Annotated in this window: 20 protein-coding genes; 12 read left to right on the forward strand and 8 right to left on the reverse strand. The window is 72.3% G+C overall.

Going from position 1 to position 19,161, the window contains the following annotated elements; translation table 11 throughout:
- The first annotated feature begins 134 nt into the window (after positions 1-134).
- Complete coding sequence (locus tag FHU36_RS17230) at positions 135-989, forward strand: amidohydrolase family protein (protein WP_185085007.1); 855 nt, start codon at positions 135-137, stop codon at positions 987-989.
- A 111-nt stretch (positions 990-1,100) separates the two neighbouring features.
- Here the strand turns inward: FHU36_RS17230 and argG are convergent, their stop codons facing one another.
- Positions 1,101-2,549, reverse strand: coding sequence for an argininosuccinate synthase (argG, locus tag FHU36_RS17235; protein WP_185085008.1), 1,449 nt, complete (start codon positions 2,547-2,549; stop codon positions 1,101-1,103).
- Between the two features lie 115 nt (positions 2,550-2,664).
- Here argG and FHU36_RS17240 point away from each other — a divergent pair, with 115 nt between their 5' ends.
- On the forward strand, positions 2,665-2,907 hold the full coding sequence (locus FHU36_RS17240) for a hypothetical protein (protein ID WP_185085009.1): 243 nt from the start codon (positions 2,665-2,667) through the stop codon (positions 2,905-2,907).
- Positions 2,908-2,974: 67 nt separating this feature from the next.
- On the opposite strand, the gene FHU36_RS17245 is transcribed toward FHU36_RS17240, so the two are convergent.
- The 4 genes from FHU36_RS17245 to FHU36_RS17260 form a co-directional block, all read right to left on the reverse strand.
- Positions 2,975-3,556 carry a hypothetical protein gene (locus FHU36_RS17245; RefSeq protein ID WP_185085010.1) on the reverse strand — a complete coding sequence of 194 codons (582 nt, stop codon included), beginning with the start codon at positions 3,554-3,556 and terminating at the stop codon, positions 2,975-2,977.
- A gap of 111 nt (positions 3,557-3,667) precedes the next feature.
- Complete coding sequence (locus tag FHU36_RS17250; protein WP_185085011.1) at positions 3,668-4,645, reverse strand: phosphotransferase family protein; 978 nt, start codon at positions 4,643-4,645, stop codon at positions 3,668-3,670.
- 61 nt (positions 4,646-4,706) lie between these two features.
- Complete coding sequence (locus FHU36_RS17255; RefSeq protein ID WP_185085012.1) at positions 4,707-5,048, reverse strand: DUF5713 family protein; 342 nt, start codon at positions 5,046-5,048, stop codon at positions 4,707-4,709.
- Positions 5,049-5,125: 77 nt separating this feature from the next.
- On the reverse strand, positions 5,126-5,596 hold the full coding sequence (locus FHU36_RS17260; protein ID WP_185085013.1) for a VOC family protein: 471 nt from the start codon (positions 5,594-5,596) through the stop codon (positions 5,126-5,128).
- A 176-nt stretch (positions 5,597-5,772) separates the two neighbouring features.
- Between FHU36_RS17260 and FHU36_RS17265 the strand changes: the two genes are divergently transcribed.
- Positions 5,773-6,096 carry a TetR family transcriptional regulator gene (locus FHU36_RS17265; RefSeq protein ID WP_185085014.1) on the forward strand — a complete coding sequence of 108 codons (324 nt, stop codon included), beginning with the start codon at positions 5,773-5,775 and terminating at the stop codon, positions 6,094-6,096.
- The gene (locus tag FHU36_RS17270) at positions 6,093-7,181 is read left to right on the forward strand and encodes an acyltransferase family protein (protein WP_312891656.1); all 1,089 of its coding nucleotides are present in this window, start codon (positions 6,093-6,095) and stop codon (positions 7,179-7,181) included. Before FHU36_RS17265 ends, FHU36_RS17270 begins: the two co-directional genes overlap by 4 nt.
- A gap of 95 nt (positions 7,182-7,276) precedes the next feature.
- Here the strand turns inward: FHU36_RS17270 and rraA are convergent, their stop codons facing one another.
- On the reverse strand, positions 7,277-7,747 hold the full coding sequence (gene rraA / locus FHU36_RS17275) for a ribonuclease E activity regulator RraA (RefSeq protein ID WP_185085015.1): 471 nt from the start codon (positions 7,745-7,747) through the stop codon (positions 7,277-7,279).
- A gap of 130 nt (positions 7,748-7,877) precedes the next feature.
- Between rraA and FHU36_RS17280 the strand changes: the two genes are divergently transcribed.
- Positions 7,878-9,599, forward strand: coding sequence for a S8 family peptidase (locus tag FHU36_RS17280; RefSeq protein WP_312891658.1), 1,722 nt, complete (start codon positions 7,878-7,880; stop codon positions 9,597-9,599).
- An 89-nt stretch (positions 9,600-9,688) separates the two neighbouring features.
- On the opposite strand, the gene FHU36_RS17285 is transcribed toward FHU36_RS17280, so the two are convergent.
- Positions 9,689-10,003, reverse strand: a complete 315-nt coding sequence (locus FHU36_RS17285) for a hypothetical protein (RefSeq protein WP_185085016.1) — start codon at positions 10,001-10,003, stop codon at positions 9,689-9,691.
- A gap of 229 nt (positions 10,004-10,232) precedes the next feature.
- Between FHU36_RS17285 and FHU36_RS17290 the strand changes: the two genes are divergently transcribed.
- Together FHU36_RS17290 and FHU36_RS17295 are read left to right on the forward strand one after the other, a co-directional pair.
- On the forward strand, positions 10,233-10,820 hold the full coding sequence (locus FHU36_RS17290) for a TetR/AcrR family transcriptional regulator (protein WP_185085017.1): 588 nt from the start codon (positions 10,233-10,235) through the stop codon (positions 10,818-10,820).
- Between the two features lie 340 nt (positions 10,821-11,160).
- On the forward strand, positions 11,161-12,048 hold the full coding sequence (locus FHU36_RS17295) for a diacylglycerol/lipid kinase family protein (protein ID WP_185085018.1): 888 nt from the start codon (positions 11,161-11,163) through the stop codon (positions 12,046-12,048).
- A gap of 127 nt (positions 12,049-12,175) precedes the next feature.
- Here the strand turns inward: FHU36_RS17295 and FHU36_RS17300 are convergent, their stop codons facing one another.
- On the reverse strand, positions 12,176-13,132 hold the full coding sequence (locus FHU36_RS17300) for an acyl-CoA desaturase (protein ID WP_312891659.1): 957 nt from the start codon (positions 13,130-13,132) through the stop codon (positions 12,176-12,178).
- A gap of 206 nt (positions 13,133-13,338) precedes the next feature.
- On the opposite strand from FHU36_RS17300, the gene FHU36_RS17305 reads away from it, so the two are divergent.
- The 5 genes from FHU36_RS17305 to FHU36_RS17325 are packed head-to-tail and all read left to right on the forward strand — an operon-like array spanning position 13,339 to position 19,098.
- Positions 13,339-14,646, forward strand: coding sequence for a cytochrome P450 (locus FHU36_RS17305; protein ID WP_185085020.1), 1,308 nt, complete (start codon positions 13,339-13,341; stop codon positions 14,644-14,646).
- A complete protein-coding gene (locus FHU36_RS17310; protein WP_185085021.1) occupies positions 14,643-16,277 on the forward strand; it encodes a peroxidase family protein in 1,635 nt (544 codons plus the stop codon). Before FHU36_RS17305 ends, FHU36_RS17310 begins: the two co-directional genes overlap by 4 nt.
- Positions 16,278-16,297: 20 nt before the next feature.
- Positions 16,298-18,508, forward strand: coding sequence for a hypothetical protein (locus tag FHU36_RS17315; protein ID WP_312891661.1), 2,211 nt, complete (start codon positions 16,298-16,300; stop codon positions 18,506-18,508).
- Between the two features lie 31 nt (positions 18,509-18,539).
- On the forward strand, positions 18,540-18,782 hold the full coding sequence (locus tag FHU36_RS17320; RefSeq protein ID WP_185085022.1) for a hypothetical protein: 243 nt from the start codon (positions 18,540-18,542) through the stop codon (positions 18,780-18,782).
- Positions 18,783-18,828: 46 nt separating this feature from the next.
- Positions 18,829-19,098, forward strand: coding sequence for a hypothetical protein (locus FHU36_RS17325; protein WP_185085023.1), 270 nt, complete (start codon positions 18,829-18,831; stop codon positions 19,096-19,098).
- The last annotated feature ends 63 nt before the right edge of the window (positions 19,099-19,161 follow it).

A 19,161-nucleotide genomic window follows, 5' to 3' on the forward strand; every position in this document is an offset into this window, starting at 1 on the left:
GGCCTGCTACCTCATCCGGCCCCGACGACATCACACTGGAGCTGGGGCAACCGCCCGCCGACCGGCTTTGACGCCCTTCGCCGGACGGCTCTACGTTGTGCACGCTCAATCGTCTGATCGTGTGAGGAGACGGGATGTCCGTCGTCGACGCCCACCAGCATTTCTGGAACCTGGAGACGGGCACCTATCCCTGGCTGACGCCGGAACACGGCCCCATCCACCGCACGTTCGAGCCCGACGAGCTGATCCCGCAGCTCGCGGCGGCGGGGGTGGACCGCACGGTCCTGGTGCAGTCGATGGACTCCTACGCCGACACCGACGCGATGCTGGCGCAGGCCGACGCCCACGACTTCGTCGGCGCGGTGGTCGGCTGGGTGCCGCTGCACCGCCCCGAGGAGGCCGCCGAAGCACTCGCGCGCCACCGCGCGCACCCGAAGTTCGCCGGGATCCGGCACCTCATCCACGACGAGCCCGACCCCGACTGGCTGCTCCAGGACACCGTGATCGAGGGCCTCGGCCTGCTCGCCGAGGCGGGCCTGCCCTTCGACGTGGTGGCGGTGCTGCCCCGGCACCTGGAGCACATCCCGGTGCTGGCCGAGCGGGTGCCCGGCCTGCGCATGGTGATCGACCACCTGGCCAAGCCGCCGATCAGGGAGAAGGGCTGGGAGCCGTGGGCGTCGCTGATCGCCAGGGCGGCCGAGTACCCGCAGGTCCACGCCAAGGTGTCGGGGCTGAACACGGCGGCCGACCCGCTGACGTGGAGCGCCGCCGACCTGCGGCCGTACGTGGAGCACGCGCTGGAGGTGTTCGGCCCCGACCGGCTGATGTTCGGCAGCGACTGGCCGGTGGCCCTGCTCGCCGGCGACTACGCCCAGGTGTGGCGGGAGACGGGCGTGCTGCTGTCGGGCCTGTCCGAGGCCGAGCGCGCCGCCGTGCTCGGCGGCACCGCCACCCGCTTCTACGACCTGCCCGAGACTCCGGACGCTTGAGAATCTACAACGTAAAGGCGGTGGGCCCGGGCAGCCGGAGGCTCCCGGACAGCGAAAACCCCGCCGAGCGGCCGATGCCGGTGCTCGGCGGGGTCGAGAGGTCGTGACGGCTCAGTCGGTGCCGGACTCCATCGCCGCGTGATCGAGCAGCTCGTCGTCGGCGGGGGCCTCGCCGCTGGAGGCGATCGCCTCGGCGCCGCCCTCGGGCATCGCGCCGATCAGCTTGGTCGGGGCCGCCGGAGCGGCGCCGATGAGCGTCTGGTGCGAGCTGCCGACCATGCCGATGCCCGCGTACTGCTCCAGCTTGGCGCGGGTGTCGGCGATGTCGAGGTTGCGCATGGTGAGCTGGCCGATGCGGTCGACCGGTCCGAAGGCGGAGTCCTCGGTCCGCTCCATGGAGAGCTTGTCCGGGTGGTAGCTGAACGCCGGCCCGGACGTGTCGAGGATGGAGTAGTCCTCGCCGCGGCGCAGGCGCAGGGTCACCTCGCCGGTGACGGCGGTGCCGACCCAGCGCTGCAGCGACTCGCGCACCATCAGCGCCTGCGGGTCGAGCCAGCGGCCCTCGTACAGCAGCCTGCCCAGCTTGCGCCCCTCGGCGTAATAGCTGGCGAGGGTGTCCTCGTTGTGGATCGCGTTGACCAGCCGCTCGTACGCGGCGTGCAGCAGGGCCATGCCCGGCGCCTCGTAGATGCCCCGGCTCTTGGCCTCGATGATGCGGTTCTCGATCTGGTCGGACATGCCGATGCCGTGCCGGCCGCCGATGGCGTTGGCCTCCAGCACCAGGTCCACGGCGGAGGCGAACTCCTTGCCGTTGATGGTCACCGGGCGGCCCTGCTCGAAGCCGATCGTGACGTCCTCGGGGGCGATCTCGACGGAGGGGTCCCAGAAGCGGACGCCCATGATCGGCTCGACGATCTCGATGCCCGTGTCGAGGTGTTCGAGCGACTTCGCCTCGTGGGTCGCGCCCCAGATGTTGGCGTCGGTGGAGTAGGCCTTCTCGGTGCTGTCGCGGTAGGGCAGGTCGCGGGCGAGCAGCCACTCGGACATCTCGCGGCGGCCGCCGAGCTCGCTGACGAAGTCGGCGTCCAGCCACGGCTTGTAGATCCGCAGGGAGGGGTTGGCGAGCAGGCCGTAGCGGTAGAACCGCTCGATGTCGTTGCCCTTGAAGGTGGAGCCGTCACCCCAGATCTGCACGTCGTCCTCGAGCATGGCGCGCACCAGCAGGGTGCCCGTCACGGCCCGGCCGAGCGGGGTGGTGTTGAAGTAGGTGCGGCCACCGGAGCGGATGTGGAAAGCGCCGCAGGCCAGGGCGGCGAGGCCTTCTTCGACGAGAGCCGCGCGGCAGTCGACCAGCCGGGCGACCTCCGCGCCGTACGCGGTGGCACGGCCCGGCACCGAGGCGATGTCGGGCTCGTCGTACTGGCCGATGTCGGCGGTGTAGGTGCACGGCACTGCACCTTTCTCGCGCATCCACGCGACCGCAACAGAGGTGTCGAGGCCGCCGGAGAAGGCGATGCCGACACGTTCGCCGACAGGCAGGGAGGTGAGTACCTTGGACACGAGTAGAAGTATATACACAGGAGTGCATGCCCATGCAACGTGACGCGCGGGACAGTGCTCGGGGGAGTACGCGATCGCTACGATGAACCTCCCTTGACCCGGAGGAGATGGTCAGATGTCGGTCTCGACGGTGGTGGCGATCGGCATTCCGGCCGTGGTCCTGCTCCTCGTCGGCATGCTGGTGCTGTCGCTGACGACCGGCAGCACCACCTCGCGGAAGCCGTCCGGCCACCCCCGGCCCGCCTCCGGCCGGGGGTGGCCGCGTGACGACGGCGACTCCGGCAGCGGCTCCGACGGCGGCGACTTCTCAGGCGGCGACGGCGGAGGTGGAGGCGGGGGCGGGGGCGGGGGCGACTGAGGACTGTTTCTGGGATCAGGTGCGAAGCCAGATGACTGGGGCGATCGCCACCCGGGTGGAAGGCTCCCTAGCCGGACTCACTCCAGAGGTACCAGGGGCCGTGCCAGTGTTCGTAGAGATCCTCGCCGTCGTGCTCCGGTGGTTCCCCCTCAGGGCTCCAGGCGAATCCGGCGGTACCGAGAAACCCGGTGCCGTCGATGGCGAAACGCACTCCGCCAGGGATCCTCTCGGCCCGTTCGACCGGGAACAGCCCTATCCATTCGTCGTCTGCGGGCAGCGGAGTGCCGTGTGAGATGGCCTGGGCGCGGTCGTCGAGGGCAGGGCGTGACAGGGCGAAGCGCGCCTCCAGCGGCGCACCCACGTATACCAATCCGCACACCAGCAGAACGACCAGGGGCGGCAGTGACCACACCGGCCAGTCGCGACGCAACCGCGCCAAAGGCTCACGCCTGAAGAGCATGCGGCCCAACGTGAGCAGCCAAACGAGACCGATGAAGACCCAGACATTGGCGATCAACGCCAGCCATATCAGGTACCAACCTGGAACGCTCGTCGCCCACACGGTCGCCAGGGCCGCGACGACCGTCGGCACGATCACCACCACCCGCCCAGGCCGCCAGGTGTCGGGGACGGTCTCCGCCGTGTCCATGCTGAGAGCATAGAGATCCACGGGCAGCCTCAAGGCCGGGTGGTCAAGGCGTTCGTGGGGCTGTCAGGCACGTGAGTTCCCGGGAACGGCGCCCGGCGCGAGGGCGTGGCGTCAGACGACGGCGAGCGCCTTGGTGATGTTCCATTCGGCCAGGTCCAGCATCCATCGCCGGTCGGGGAAGTCGGTGTCCGCGATCCGCAGCGGCCCCTCGATCAGCGACAGCACCTGCGCGTACCGGTAGAGCTCCAGCCTGTGGGGGTCGAGATCGACCGGACGCAGAGCCCGGTAGGCCGCGCCGAAGCGCATCTGCAGCCAGGCGTGCTCCCACTCGACGTCGAAGTACGTCAGACCCTCGAAATCGATCACGACGGGTTCGCCGGCGGGCGTGACGAGGACGTGGTCCGGCCCGAGCTCGCCGTGCACCAGCCCGTACGTCTGGCGTGCCGCGACCGCGCCGCGGAGGTGACGCACATGCCCGGCGATCCGGTCATGCGCCTCGGCCAGCCGGGCGTCGCGGGTGGCCGAGGCGTCGAGGTGGCCGAGCGCCCGGTCCACGATGACGTCCTCGGCGCGCCGAATCTGGGACGCCTCGCCGCGGGCGATGGCGGCGAGCTTGCCGTAGTGCGGGCCGAGCGTGGTGTGCATGCGGCGCAGGGCGTCACCGAGCGTGGCCAGCGGCGCGGCGGCCGCGGCCGGGTCGTGTCGCATCAACGCTTCGAGCTTCACCGCACCGACGTCCTCGACCAGCGCGACGTCGGCGTCGAGGTGGCGGCCGCTGCGGTCGAGTGTCAGCAGCCGTGGGGTCCGGACACCCGCGGCGGCGAGGGCCGCGTGGTTGGCGGCGAACAGCTCGGCGCCCGACGCGTCGGTGAACGGGTCGTCCGGGACGGTCGGCGACGGCGGCCAGTAGTTCTCGCCGGCCGCCCACACGTAGAGGATCGCGGTCGTCTCGTCGTCCAGACGGAGCCGGTAGACCCCCTTCTTGCTGCCGCCGGTCAGCCGGTCCAGCGCGGTGAGCCGCCGGCCGGTGCCGAACTGCTCCGCCACCAGGTCGCGCACATCGTCCGGCCGGAGGTACGCACGTGTCATGATCGCCTCTCGTCGGGCCGACCGGCCACGCTGCCTGGGCCGGGGGCGGCTCACCATGGTGTCACCATTCGCGGGCGGCGATCAGTTCTTCCGCGTCGGCCTCGGCGAACCCGTAGGCGGACGCCACGAACCGGAAGTCGTCGGCGATCACCTCCCGGGCGACCGTCTCGATCTCGCTGCCGGCCGCCTCGAAGGCCGCCTCCAGGTCGTTGAACTCCTCCGTCGCGGCCTCCGTGAGGGCGTAGAGCGCCGCCAGGTCCGCCGGGCGGTCGGCCTCGATCCGCTCGCACAACCTCAGGAGGATGGCCCTGCCCTGGTCGACGACCTGGTCGGGGTAGTAGTCGTCGTCGTACAGGGCCTGGAGGAACGCGTGGTCGATCACCTGCTGGTTCGTGGGGGGCACCGCGGTCTCCCGTTCGTGTTCAGAGCTCGGAAGTCCGATGGTGCCCCACGCCACCGACAATGCTCACCTGCCGCCGGTCAGCGGCCGGCGGCTGCTTCGAGCGCGCTGATGTCGATCTTCTGCATGCCGAGCATGGCCTTCATGACCTGTTGGGCCTTCACCGGGTCGGGGTCGCTCAGCAGCTCGGGCAGCGCCCGGGGGATGATCTGCCAGGACAGGCCCCACCTGTCCTTCAGCCAGCCGCACCGCGTCTCCTCGCCGCCTTCGGTGAGCCTGGTCCACAGCGCGTCGACCTCCTCCTGCGTCTCGCAGTCGACGTACAGCGAGATCGCCTCGGTGAAGGTGAACTGCGGGCCACCGTTCAGCGCGAGGAACCGCTGGCCGGCCAGCTCGAACGTCACCATCATGGCCTGGCCCGCCGGCCCCGGCCCGGCGTCGCCGTACCGCTGGACCGAGACGATGCGCGAGTCGGCGAAGAGCGAGGTGTAGAACTCGGCGGCCTCTTCGGCCTGGTCGTCGAACCACAGGTACGTGGTGATCTTCTGCATCGTGCGCTCCTTCGGTCGGCCTTGCCTGTCACCGGTAGGTCGAAGCCGCGGAGCGCGATTTCGACACCGGCGTCAGAGATCTTCTCGGGGCGTACCCGGCCGGCGTGGGCTTCAGGTCGGACCCGTCTCGCCCGGCCGGCGCGCCACTACCTGTCCGTACGTGCTAAATTTTGGCCATGCGGTCAAAAAAGGAGTTAAGCGGCCAGAAAGCCGGGTCGTTCATCGAAGAGGGCCGGCGGGCGCAGACCATCGCCTCGGCGGTGGAAGTGTTCGCCGACCTCGGGTTCGCCCAGGCGTCGCCGGCGCGCATCGCCCAGCACACCGGCGTCAGCAAGGGCGTCATCTCCCACCACGTCGCCGTCGCCGAGCACATGCGCGCCCACCGCACCCGGCTCCGCGCGCTGGGCGAGATCAACCTCCGCGACGCCCACCCCGAGCACGACCTCGATGCGCACGCCGCCGAGCCGGCCGACCTCTTCGAACGGGCGGTGCGCACGTGAGCGCGCAGACGATGCCGGCGCCCCGGGCCGCGACCCGGCTCCTGGCGATCGACAACCTGCGGATCGTGCTCACCGTGATGGTGGTGATCCACCACGTCGCGGTGACGTACGGCAACATCCCGCTCTGGTACTACGTCGAGCCGGCGCGCGACCCGTCAGGGCGGCTGCTCGACCTGGTCGTCGTGATCGACCAGGCGTTCTTCATGGGGTTCTTCTTCCTGATCTCCGGCTTCTTCACGCCGGGCTCCTACGACCGCAAGGGCGCGCGAGGGTTCGTGCGGGACCGGCTGCTGCGGCTGGGCGTCCCGCTGCTGGCCTTCACGGTCCTGCTGCGGCCCCTGCTCACCTGGAGCGCGTACGCCGAGCACGACGGCATGCCGTACTGGATGTTCTACCTCACCTCGTGGGACCCGGGCCCGATGTGGTTCGTGGAGGTGCTGATCGTCTTCGTCCTCGGCTACGCGCTCTGGCGGCGTGCCGGCAGGCCGGTGGAGGCGCGGGTGTCCGTGCCGCGGCCCCGCTGGATCGTGCTGTTCGCGCTCGGGTTGTCGCTGGTCACGTTCCTGTGGCGGTTCGCGGTGCCGACCGGCACCTACGTGCCGGTGCTCGGGCTGCCCTCACCGCAGTGCCTGCCGCAGTACGTCGCGATGTTCGCCGCCGGCCTGGTCGCCTTCCGGCGCGGCTGGTTGGAGACGCTGCCGCGGCAGGCGGCGCGCCTCGGCTTCCTGACGGCCGGTGCGGTGAGCGTGACGCTGCTGCCGTTGTCCCTGACCGGCGGGCCGGTGTCGCAGGCGCTGATGGCCACCTGGGAGTCCACGTTCGCGGTCAGCCTGATCATCGCGCTGGTGGTGTGGTTCCGTGACCGGTTCGACCGCCAGGGGCCACGTGGCCGGTTCCTGTCCGAGCAGGCCTACACCGTGTACGTCGTCCACCCGCTGGTGCTGGTGGCGGTGGGGTACGCGCTGCGCGGGCTGCACGCGGTCGCGGTCGTCAAGTTCGCCGTCGCGGTGGTGATCGCGCTGCCGCTGTGCTGGGGACTCGCCTACCTGGTGCGCTCGCTGCCCGGCGCCAAGCGGATCGTGTGACCCGGATGACGGGTCGCGCCGTGCCGAGATCGCCCCGTCGAGGAGGACCGCCGGCACGGCGGCCGTACCGGTGCCGGCTCCGGCCGCGAGGAGTGTCAGCCGCGCGTCACCAGGATGCCGTCGTCGTCGCTGAACAGCTCGGCGCCGGGGCGGAACGTGGCGCCGCCGAAGGTGACGGGGACGTCGCGCTCGCCGGTGCCCTGCTTGCCGCCCTTGCGGGGGTTGGAACCGAGGGCCTTGACGCCCAGGTCCAGCTCGCGCAGGGCGGCGACGTCGCGTACCGCGCCGTTGACGACCACACCGGCCCAGCCGTTGGCGAGGGCCAGGCCGGCGATGACGTCGCCGATGAGGGCGGCGTGCAGCGAGCCGCCGCCGTCCACCACCAGGACGCGGCCCTCGCCGGGCTCGGACAGGATCGACTTGAGCAGGGCGTTGTCCTCGTGGCAGCGGACGGTGGCGACGGCGCCGGCGAAGGCGCTCCGGCCGCCGTACTGGCGGAGCTGCAGGTCACAGGAGTCGAGCCGGTCGCCTCGCTCGTCGTACAGGTCTGCGGTGACGATGGTCATGATGGAACTCTGCCACGCGAGGAAGGCGCCGGGTAAGGATCACGCCTTGGCCACAAATCGCCGAGGCTCTAGGCCGGACGCGGATTCCCCTTCACAGTGACGGCGAATCTGTCCTCACACGGAGGTATGCGTGAAACGCGTCGCCGTCGTCGCCGCCGCCACCACCCTGGTCGCGGCCACCCTGGTCACCCCCACCCAGGCCCGGCAACTGGACCTGGCTTCGGAAACCAAGACAGAGTACGTCGTCCTCTACAAGGAGGGCGCCACCCACGCGCGGCAGGCCGTCGAGGCCGCGGGCGGAACGGTCGTCAAGGAGAACACCGCCGTCGGGCTGGCCACGGTCACCACCACCAACGCCGGTTTCGCGGCCGCGGCCCGGGACAGCGCCGAGATCGAGGGAGTGGTGCACAACCGCCCCATCGGCAGCGTGCCCGAGTCCGCCCGCGCCTCCGCGGGCGTCCGCAGGGCCATCGAGGCCAGGGCGGTCGAGAAGGAGGGTCACGGCGCCGCCGCGACCACCGGCCGCGGCCGCCCGGCCCCCGGCGCCGAGCCGCTCGCCGAGCTGCAGTGGGACATGAAGCAGATCCACGCGACCGCCGACGGCGCCCACCGCCACCAGCAGGGCAGCAAGGAGGTCCTCGTCGGCGTCCTCGACACGGGCGTGGACGGCTCGCACCCCGACATCGCGCCGAACTTCAACGCCGCGCTCAGCCGCAACTTCACCGTCGACATCCCGGTCGACGCCGACGGCAACGAGGTCGACGGGCCGTGTGAGGCCGAGCCCGACCGTTCGTGCGACGACCCCGCCGACGTCGACGAGAACGACCACGGCACCCACGTGGCCTCGTCGATCGCCGCCCCGATCAACCGGCTCGGCATCGCGGGCGTCGCCCCCAAGGTCTCCATCGTGAACCTGCGCGTCGGCCAGGACTCCGGCTACTTCTTCCTCCAGCCGAGCGTGGACGCGCTGACCTACGCCGGCGACCACGGCATCGACGTGGTGAACATGAGCTACTACATCGACCCGTGGCTGTTCAACTGCACCGACAACCCGGCCGACTCCGCCGCCGACCGGGCCGAGCAGGCCACGATCGTCAAGGCCGCCCAGCGTGCCCTCGACTACGCCCACCGGCGCGGCGTGACGCTGGTGGCCGCGGCCGGCAACCAGGCGGCCGACTACACCAAGGACTACACCGACACCGCCAGCCCCAACTTCGCCAGCGAGCCGGGCGAGACCCCGCGCGAGCGGACGGTCCCGCCGAGCTGCGTCTCCATGCCGGCCGAGGGCCAGCACGTGATCAGCGTCTCGTCGCTGGGCGTCAGCAAGCGCAAGTCGTACTTCTCCAGCTTCGGCAACCGCTACGTCGACGTCTCCGCACCCGGCGGCGACGTGTACGACACCGCGGACAACACCCGCGACGTGACCAGGGCGACGCTCTCGGCCTACCCGGAGTCGCTGGCCAGGGCGCGCGGGGAGCTGAACGCCGACGGCACCCCCAACGTCGACCACGTGGTCCGCGACTGCGCCGGCGCGGTCTGCGGGTACTACCAGTACCTGCAGGGAACCTCGATGGCGTCCCCGCGCGCCGCCGGTGTGGCCGCGCTGATCGTCAGCAGGTTCGGGCACCACGACCGGCGCCACGGCGGCAAGACGCTCGCCCCGGCGATCGTGGAGACGGCGCTCAAGGCGAGCGCCACCAGGACCGCCTGCCCCAACCCGCCCGCCTTCACCTACACCCGGCACCTGCCCAACGGCACCACCGTGACCGCCACGCACGTCTGCGAGGGCGGCACGCTCCGCAACGGCTTCTACGGCTCCGGCATCGTCGACGCGCTGCGCGCCGTCCGCTGACCGTCGCCGACCGGCCGTGACCAGTGCGGCCGTGACAGTGCCGCCGTGACCAGGACGGCCGGGGCGCCTCCCTCGGGCCCCGGCCGTCCTCAGGCGGAGGGCAGTCCCCAGGCGGAGGGCAGTCCCCAGAAGAGGCCGCGCAGTCCGACTTCCGCGAAGTAGGCGGCGGCGGTGGCGGGCTCGCGGCGGATGTACCCGCGCTCCATACGTCCGGCGTACCAGCCTCGGGCGAGTCGCCACAGCGCGTGCAGGCGCCGCAGCTCCCGGCCCACCTGGGCGGGGGTGAGCCCGGTGCGGGCGGCCGGCTCCGGCACGCCGGGGGCGCGGCCGGTACGGGCGAAGCCGGTGTAGACGGCCAGGCGGACCTCCTCCGTCGAGGTGGTCTCCCGAGCGGGTCCGGTCATCCTCGTCTCCTCTGGCGAGTGTCTTCCGCGAACGTGGCAGGCTCGTCAGGACGCCACGAGCCGGAGTATCTCGCGAGGGCGTGCTCCGCGCTCGTCACGGACGGGTCCCGCTCCCGGCGCCCGCGGCACGGCGTACGACGCAGCCTCCGGGCCCGTTCGCCCCCACCAGCGCGCCGACCTCCTGTGCTGATCAGCATAGAATATGGTTGTTGGCACAACGGGAGGTGGCGTGACAACACGACGAGAGCAGACGAGCCAGGAGAGCCGTGAGCTGATCCTCGTGGCGGCGGCGGAGCTGTTCGCCGAGAAGGGATACCGGCAGACCACGTTCGCCGACGTGGCGGACCGGTCCGGGATCAGCAGGGGCTCGATCCCCTGGCACTTCGGCAGCAAGGAGGGGCTGCTGCTGGCCGTGCTCGAACGCTCGCTGCACCTGATCCGCCTCGGCCTCACCGAACAGCCGGAGGACGTGGAGGCGGGGTTCGACCGCCTGGCGGAGGGCGCCCGAGCCCTGGTGGCACTGCCCACCACCAGGCTCTTCGTCACGCTCTTGGTGGAGGCGCTGGAGCCGGGCTCACCCATCCACGGCCGCTACCTCGAAATCCACGACACGCTGCGCGAGCACTGCAGGAGGTGGCTGGAGCGGCTGCCGCTGCCGCCCGGGTTGCCCGCCGAGGCGCTGGCCGTCACGATCGTCGGCGCCTGCATCGGCATCCACCAGCAGTGGCTCCTCGCGCCCGACCGGGTCGCCCCCGACCAGGCCCTGGCCGCGCTGCGCACGCTGGTGACGAGGGCGGTGCGCCCGGTCGGCGACTGAACAGGCCGCCCACCGGGCGGCGGCGACCGGTGGTGAAGCAGGAAGGCCAACCGGCGACGGTTGGACTCCCTTCCCTTCAGGGAGGGGAGGAGGTCAAGGGTGTGCTCTTCCACTCGGGCTTGATCAACTGCCCGGGACACTAGGACACGGCGGTGACAAACTCCGGTTCGTCCTGGTCGAGCGCCTTCGCCCGAGGACGGCGTCCACGATCGGACGACGTCCGACGCCGGGCTCGCCGACGTCGTGGCCGCGTCGCGCGCCGACCGCGGGGAGGCGCCCCGCGGGGAATCACGGGCACCGATCGGGGTATACGGCGGCCAGCGAGAAGAAGGAGACATCCGTGCGCCGACTGGTGGCCATCGCGAACTCCTCCGCGGGGAGCGCGGACGACGAGGCGCTGTCGCGGGCGCTCGCCGAGCTGGCCGAGCACGCCGACACCGTCAACGTCCAGATCGGCGACCCGGCCGAGCTGAAGGGCCTGCTGGCCGAACATCCCGGGCGTGACCCGGTCGTCCTCGGCGGCGACGGCTCACTGCACTGCCTGGTGACGGCGCTGGCCGAGCGGGGGGAGCTCGACTCCCGGACGGTCGGGCTCGTCCCCCTGGGCACCGGCAACGACCTCGCCCGCGCCCTGGGGGTGCCGCTCGACCCGGTGGCGGCGGCCCGGGTGGCGGCGACCGGCGAGCCGCGACCGCTCGACCTGCTGCGCGACGACGACGGCGGGATCGTGGTCAACGCGGTGCACGCCGGAGTGGGCGTCGAGGCCGCCCAGACGGCCCAGCCGCTCAAGCCGGTCCTGCGCCGCTTCGCCTACGCGGCCGGCAGCGTGATCGCCGGCGTGCGCACCAAGGGTGTGCCGCTGCGGGTGGAGGTGGACGGCGAGGTGGTCGCGGACGGCCGCCGCCGGGTGCTGATGGTGGGCGTCGGCAACGGCCGCACCATCGGCGGCGGCACGCCGATCACACCCGACGCCAGCCCCGCCGACCGGCTCGCCGACGTGGTCGTGTCCTTCGCGACCGGTCCGCTGCGCCGCCTGGGGTACGGCGTGATGCTGCGGCTCGGCCGGCACACCCGCCGACCGGACGTCGTGACCGCCCGCGGCTCCCGCATCCGCGTCTGCGGCCCGCCGGTGCACGTCAACGCCGACGGCGAGCTCAGCGGCCCGTACACCACCCGCACCTGGACGGTCGTCCCGCACGCCTGGCAGCTGACCCTCCCGCGCGACTGACCCCGACGGCACACCCGGAGCCGACCGTCAGCCGTGTCCCCGGACCCTGCCGGGCGGGGGAACCGTGCCGGGCGGGTGGAACCCTGCCGGGCGGGGGAACCGTGCCGGGTGGGGTGCGGCGGGGCCGTCAGGCGGGCGGGGTGCGGCGGGCGGCGAGTCGCGCGGCCAGGCGGGCGGGGTCCGGCCAGTGCACCCCGTACGCCCAGCCCGCGCGCTCGAACCAGCGGATCAGCCGGGCGCTCGCGTCGAGTTGGCCCTTGAGCACCCCGTGCCGGGCGCAGGTGGGTTCGACGTGATGCCAGTTGTGCCAGCCCTCGCCCAGCGTCAGCATCGCCACCCACCACACGTTTGACGAGCGGTCCCGGGTCTGGAACGGGCGCTCGCCGAACGTGTGGGCGATGGAGTTCACCGACCACGTCACGTGGTGCACCACGGCGTAGCGGACCAGACCGCCCCAGAAGAACGCCGACCACGCGCCCGCCCACGACATCGACCACAGCCCGCCCACCGCGGCGGGCAGCGCGAACGACAGCGCCACGACGGCCGGATAGGCGGCGTCGAACCGCCGGACGTCCGGATCCGCGAGCAGGTCCGGCACCCAGTGGCGCAGGCTGGAACGCCGGCGCGCGGTGCAGAACCAGCCCACGTGCGCGTGCGCCATGCCGCGCAGCAGGGCCAGGCCGTCGTCGCCGTAGCGCCACGGCGAGTGCGGATCGCCCTCCCGGTCGGCGTACTTGTGGTGCCGGCGATGCTCGGCCGTCCACAGGGTGACGGGACCCTCGACCGCCATCCCGCCAGCCAGCATGAGCGCGACGCGCAGCGGCCGGCGGCACCTGAAGGAACGGTGGGTGAAGAGCCTGTGGTAGCCGACGGCGATCCCGAAGATGCTGACCAGGTACATCGCGACCGCGATGACCACGTCGCGCGGGCCGATGCCCCATCCCCATGCGGCGGGCACGGCGAGGACCAGGAGCAGCACGGGGAGCACCACGAGGACGACCAGGTAGGCGGCCCGGCGGCCCGTGGTCACCGTCACCGTCTCCGCCGTGCCCGAGCCCGCCTGCGGGATGGGTGACGAGCTCACGCGGCCTCCATGATCGGTGACGAGGGTGCGGCTCCTCATTGAACGGCCCTGGCCCCGGCCCCCGGCACTCACCTGACGGTGACGAAGCCGTCACTCACGGGAATCAAAAGACTCCGTACGGTAGCCATCGGTGAACGCTCTAGATTGTGGCTGCACAAAGTGACGATCTCTGTTCGTTCCGGCTTCGGCGGAAGGTGGACCACGGCATGGGTGCTGTCGATCAGACGACGGCGGACGGCCATCTGGAGAGATACGACGAGGCGCTGGCCCGCGACCCGATGGCCGCCTTCGCGCTCGTGCGGGAGTGGATGCGCAGCGACTGGCGTGCCCTGTTCGCCGAGCTCCGCGAGCGCCGGCCCGTCTTCGTCACGCCCGCCTTCACGGTGGTGACCCGCTTCGCCGACGTGACCGAGGTGCTCTCCCGCGAGTCGGTCTTCTCCGTCCGTGCCTTCGGCCCGCGCCTCGACGCCGCGCTCGGCGGGCCGTACATGCTGGGCTGGGACGCCACTCCGATGAACTGGCGGGAGCGGGGCCTGATGCAGGTCATGCTCGACCCGCGCGACGCCGCCCGCGTGCGCGAGCTGGCGGGGCGCATCGCCGACGAGGCGCTCGACGCCGCCCAGCCGCACGGCCGCATCGAAGCGGTCCACGAGCTGTTCCGGCACGTCGCCCTGGGCGTGTGCGCCGAATACTTCGGCCTTCCCGGCCCCGACCCGCAGACCCTGTCGCGGTGGACGCGGGCCATCGTCACCGACGGCTTCGCCAACTACACGGGTGACCCGGCGATCCAGGCGGAGTCGGTCCGCGCGGGCGCGGAGATGACGGCCTACCTGCGCGACCGGCTCGCCGGCCTCCGGTCCGCGTTGCGGGCCGGCCTCGACCTGCCCGACGACGTCTTCACCCGGCTCGTCCGCACGAGTCTGCCTCCCGGGCTGGGCCTCGGTGACGAGCGGGTCGCGATCAACATGGCCGGCCTGCCCCTCGGGTTCGTGGAGAGCGGGCCGGGGGCCATGGCCGAGGCGGTCGAGCAGCTTCTCCTGCGCCCGGAGGCGCTGGCGCAGGCCGTCGCGGCCGCCGCGGACCCCGATCCCGCCCACTTCGACCGTCACGTCTGGGAGGCGCTGCGGTTCAATCCGTTCTTCAAGCTGCTTCCCCGGGTGTGCGAGCAGGACCACGTCCTGGCCGCCGGCACCCCCCGCGCCACGATGATCCCCGAGGGCACGTTCGTGCTCGCCGCGCCGGCCTCGGCCATGTTCGACCCGGACGTGGTGCCGGAACCCGACGAGTTCCGCCCCGACCGGCCGGATCACCACCGGTTGTTCTTCGGCCACGGCCAGCACGCCTGCCTCGGCGTGCACCCTGCCAAGGTCGTCGTCTGCGAGGTCGTACGCCGCCTGCTGCTGCGCCCAGGCGTACGACTGCTGCCGCCGCCGGAAGGCGGACTCGTCCGCTCCGGCGGGATCTTCCCCGAACGGTTCGTCCTCGGGCTCGGCCCCGAAGGGCGGGCGGCGTGACGACGGCACAGGGCAGCACGACGGCACGGAGCAGGGCGACGGCGCGGTCCATCGCCACCGACGGGGCGGTCAACCGGCTCAGGTTCCTGGCGCTGACCAGCGGCAGGCCGTTCTGGGACCTCCTACAGACCATCCCGTCCGTCCGGCGTCACCTCAACGCCTCGCTGATCGATCACGCGATCCGCGAGATGCCCCCGCGGCCGGAGCCGCTGAGCACGATGGCCGACTACACGTCGTGGGCCTCGCTGACCGACCGCACCTACAGCGGCAGGCACCTGCCCCCGCTCACCGTGGCCGAGGACGGCCGGCCCACCCCGGAGCGGGCCGCCGCCCTGTTCACCCGCGGCGAGACCATGATCCCCTGTCCGCGCTCGACGGTGCTGTTCGCCTACTTCGCCCAGTGGTTCACGGACGGGTTCCTGCGCGGCGACACCAACGTCCCACGTGACCCCCGCAAGAACACCTCCAACCACCACATCGACCTCAACCAGGTCTACGGCCTCGACGAGACGGCGACGGCCGCGCTGCGCACGTTCGACGGCGGGCTGCTCAAGAGCCAGGTCATCAACGGCGGGGAGTTCCCGCCCCACCTGTGCGAGAACGGCAAGATCAAACCGGAGTTCGCCCCGCTGAGCGTCATCCGCTTCGACGAGCTCACCGACGCGCAGCGCGACACCCTGTTCGCGACCGGGAGCGACCGGGGCAACATCCAGGTCGGCTTCACCATGCTCACGGTGCTGTTCCTGCGCGAACACAACAGGGTGGCCCGACTGCTCGCCGAGCACCACCCCCGCTGGGACGACGAGCGCCTGTTCCAGACGGCGCGCAACATCCTCATCGTGCTGCTGATCAAGCTGGTGGTCGAGGAGTACATCAACCACATCACGCCCTACCACTTCCGCTTCACCCTGGATCCGCGGCTGCCGGCGTTGCTGGCCCGCGCGACCTGGCACCGCGAGAACTGGGCCTCGGTCGAGTTCAACCTCGTCTACCGCTGGCACAGCCTGATCCCCTCCCGGCTGTCGGTGGGCGGTCACGACCTGCCGATGGCGCAGACCCTGGTCGGCGGCGCGCTGATCCCCGAGCCCGGCCTCGGCCGGCTCTTCGAGGACGCCTCCCGCCAGCGCGCCGGGCGCATCGGCCTGTTCAACACCGACCCCCTGCTGAGGGAGGTCGACGCGGCCAGCATCGCCGACTCGCGTGTCCTCGGCCTGGCGCCCTACAACAGCTACCGGGAGCACTGCCGCTTCCCCCGGGTGCGGCGCTTCGAGCAGGTCTCCGGCGACCCGCGGGTCGCCGGCGCGCTACGGGAGCTCTACCGCGGCGTCGACGACCTCGACCTGTACGTCGGCCTGTTCGCCGAGGAAGCCGGCTCTCCCGATGCCATCCTGCCGCCGCTCCTCACGAAGATCATCGCCATCGACGCGTTCTCCCAGGCGCTGACCAACCCCCTGCTGGCCCCGAGGATCTTCAACGCCGCGACCTTCTCCCGGGAGGGCATGCGGATCATCGCGACGACGAGGACCCTGTCGGACGTGCTGCACCGCAACGTCCCGGAGGATCCGCGCCCCCGCTTCGTCAGCATGACCCGGGAGAGGCCCGGGGGAGCGACCCGGCGGGCGCGGCGGTGAGCGGTCGGGGAGACGGCCCGGTGAGCGGGGCGGCCGGCGCGTCGGCGAACGGCCGGGGGCACGGCTCGGTGGGGGAGCCGGTGAGCGGTGGGGCCGGAACGACCGCCGGGCGGCTGCGTGCCGCGGCCCGCGAGCTGGTCGACATCGGGATCGTCATCAGGCAGGCGGGATCCCACACCACGGCCGCACTCACCGACGGCGCCCTCCTCGGCGCCCTGCCGTACGCCCCTTCGGCGGGCTGCCGGGCCCTCCACGCGCTCCTGCGCGCGGTCACCGACGGCAGGGGTCTCGGATACGCCCCCGCCGGCGGCCGGCTGGGCACCGCGGCGGCCGGGCTGGGCGCCCTGGCGGGCCAGGAGAGCCTGGCCGTCCGCGTGCTGGCCACCTCGCTGCGGCTGCGGATCGCCGCCGTCGCCGTCGACCATCCCGAGCTGACCCGAGATCCCCTGATCGTCCGGCTCGTCGAGGCGGCCGCCGCCGACCGTGATCTGGAAGCCGTCCGCGCGCTGCGCGCCCTGGTCAAGGACCGCGGCGCGGTGCGCGCGCTCAGCGAGCTCGCCCCGGTGTTCGGCGAGGTCCTCGCCCTGCGCGCGCTCCTGGACGAGAACCCGCTGAACGACGACACCGCCTGGCTGATCGCGACGGGCAGGGGCTTCGCCACCGCCGACCCGCTCACCGGTATGAGCAACCGGGCCGTCGCCGCCCTCGACACCGGCCCGGGCGGCGCGCGCCGGACCGGCCTGACCGCCGCCGAATCCGCGCGGCTGAGCCCCGAGGGGTCGCTGCTCGGCTTCCTGCGCAACATCAGCGTGGTCGGCACGACGGGCCGGATGCTCATCCAGAGCGTCCGGGGCCCCGACGGGGTCGTCCGCCACGTCGTCCAGGCGCCCGGCATGCGCGCGGGCCGGCCCGACCACGACTCGCCCCAGGACCTGCTCGGCGCCTTCAGCAGCGCCGTGCTGGACAGCAGCCCCTACAGCCGCGCGCTGGCCGGGGCCGTCCACGACTACGGCCTGCCCCCGGGCGCCGAGGTGGCCCTCATCGGCCACAGCGCCGGCGGCGCGGCCGTCATGAACCTCGCCCAGGACTCCGGCTTCTGCGCCCGCCACACCGTCACCCATGTCGTCGCCGTCGGCTCACCCATCGACTTCAAACGACCCGCCGACCCGCGCACCTGGGTCGCCAGCGTCACCAACCAGCACGACATCGTCCCCACCCTCGACGGGCAGGGCGCGGGCAGTTGCTTCGACCTGCATCCCCACTGGTACGTGGTCGACTACTTCGACTCCAGGCACCTGTTCCCGCTCTGCCACAGCATCGACCACTACATCGCCAACATCGCCGAGGACCTGCCACGGGCCCGCGACCAGATCGACGAGCGGCTCGCGCCGTACCGGGGACCGGTCGTGCGCTCGCAGGCGTACCAGCTGTTCGACCGCGCTCCACATCCTGACGGCTTCCCGTTCCTCACCGTGCCCACCCACGCCGTGGACGGGCCGGGCGGGCCGGTCGAACTGCCGATCAGGTGCCATGAGGGCGGCGCCCTCACGGCCTGGTTCGCCGCGGATCCGGTGGCGGCGGCACGCGTGCTGGCGGGGACCGGCCTCGGCCCCGCCGTGCGGGTGGCCGGGCGCGCCCTCGTCGCCCTGCACGCCGCCTGGAACCGGCGCACCAGCGTGGGCGGCTACCGGGAGATCCACCTCGGGATCGTCGTACCCGATCCGTGGCGGCCCCGGTCGCCGGGCGTCTGGGCCGACCTGCTGCGCGGGGCCGACCGGCGGCGCTCCGGCGGCTTCCTGGCCGGTTCGGTGGTCGACGCCGCCGGCGTCCATGCCGTGTCGCCGCGGCTGTGGGGTGACGAGCCGTACCTGGCGCCCCTCGCGTTCGAGCTCACCGACAGGTCCGTACGCATCGCCGCCGGGGCTCCCGGCGACCGGCTGCTCACCCTGCGGGGGTTCCTCGGTCCCGGCCTGCCCGCGAGCGACCGCGACCTGGTCGGCTACGCGCGGGGAGCGGGCGAGGGGACGCTGCGCTCCTGCGTACGGACACGGGGGCGGGGCCGCCTGCATCCCGCGCCCCGGGCACGGCTGACCGTCGCGTCACGGTCGGCTCACCCTCTGGCCCACCGGCTCCGCGAGCTGGGCCTCGACGGCGCCCGCCCATTGCTGTGCCTTTCGGTCCCCGCCCGCCAGACCCGCCAGGACGCCGCCGTGCCCCTGCCGATCCCCTGACCCGCCGACCCATCCCTAGCCCGGAGAGCCGATGCCACCCGACCCCGCGGTGATCGCCGCCCACGCCGTGGTCCTGCAGTCCGATGCCCGTGCGCTCGCCGACTGCGCCGAACGCCTCCAGGCGATCGGAGCGAGCCTGGAGAGCGGCGGTGAGGCGCCGCACTGGCTGCGCGAGGCGGTGAACGCCCACCTCGCCGCCTGCGCGACCGCCGCCGCCGACCTCACCACGGCCGCGGCCCGGTTACGCCGCTATGCCGCCCACGCCCGCCCCTGACCTGGACGCGGGCCCACTCTGAGTCACCTCGGTAAGGAAGGAAACCATGTTCCACAAGCGGATTCTTGCCGCGACCGCCGCCCTGGCCACGAGCGCGGCCTTCGTGGTCGCGACCGCCGGGCCAGCCGGCGCCTACAACTTCCCCTTCAACGGCCGGTGCGGGGATCCGTGGTACTTCGACGCCCCCTCCCACACGATGGCCACCTTCTCCCACATCGACAACGGCACCTACTGGTACAAGATCACCTGGGGTGGTCAGCCGCCCGTGCCCGGTGACCCGTTGCACCACCACAACTGGTCCGGCTGCCGGAAGTAGCACCGGTGGGGGCGGTCGGCCGCCGCGGTCGGCCGCCCCCTTACCGGCGCTCAGGCCGCCTCG

It is taken from the genome of Nonomuraea muscovyensis, from assembly GCF_014207745.1.
Classification (GTDB): Bacteria; Actinomycetota; Actinomycetes; order Streptosporangiales; family Streptosporangiaceae; genus Nonomuraea; species Nonomuraea muscovyensis.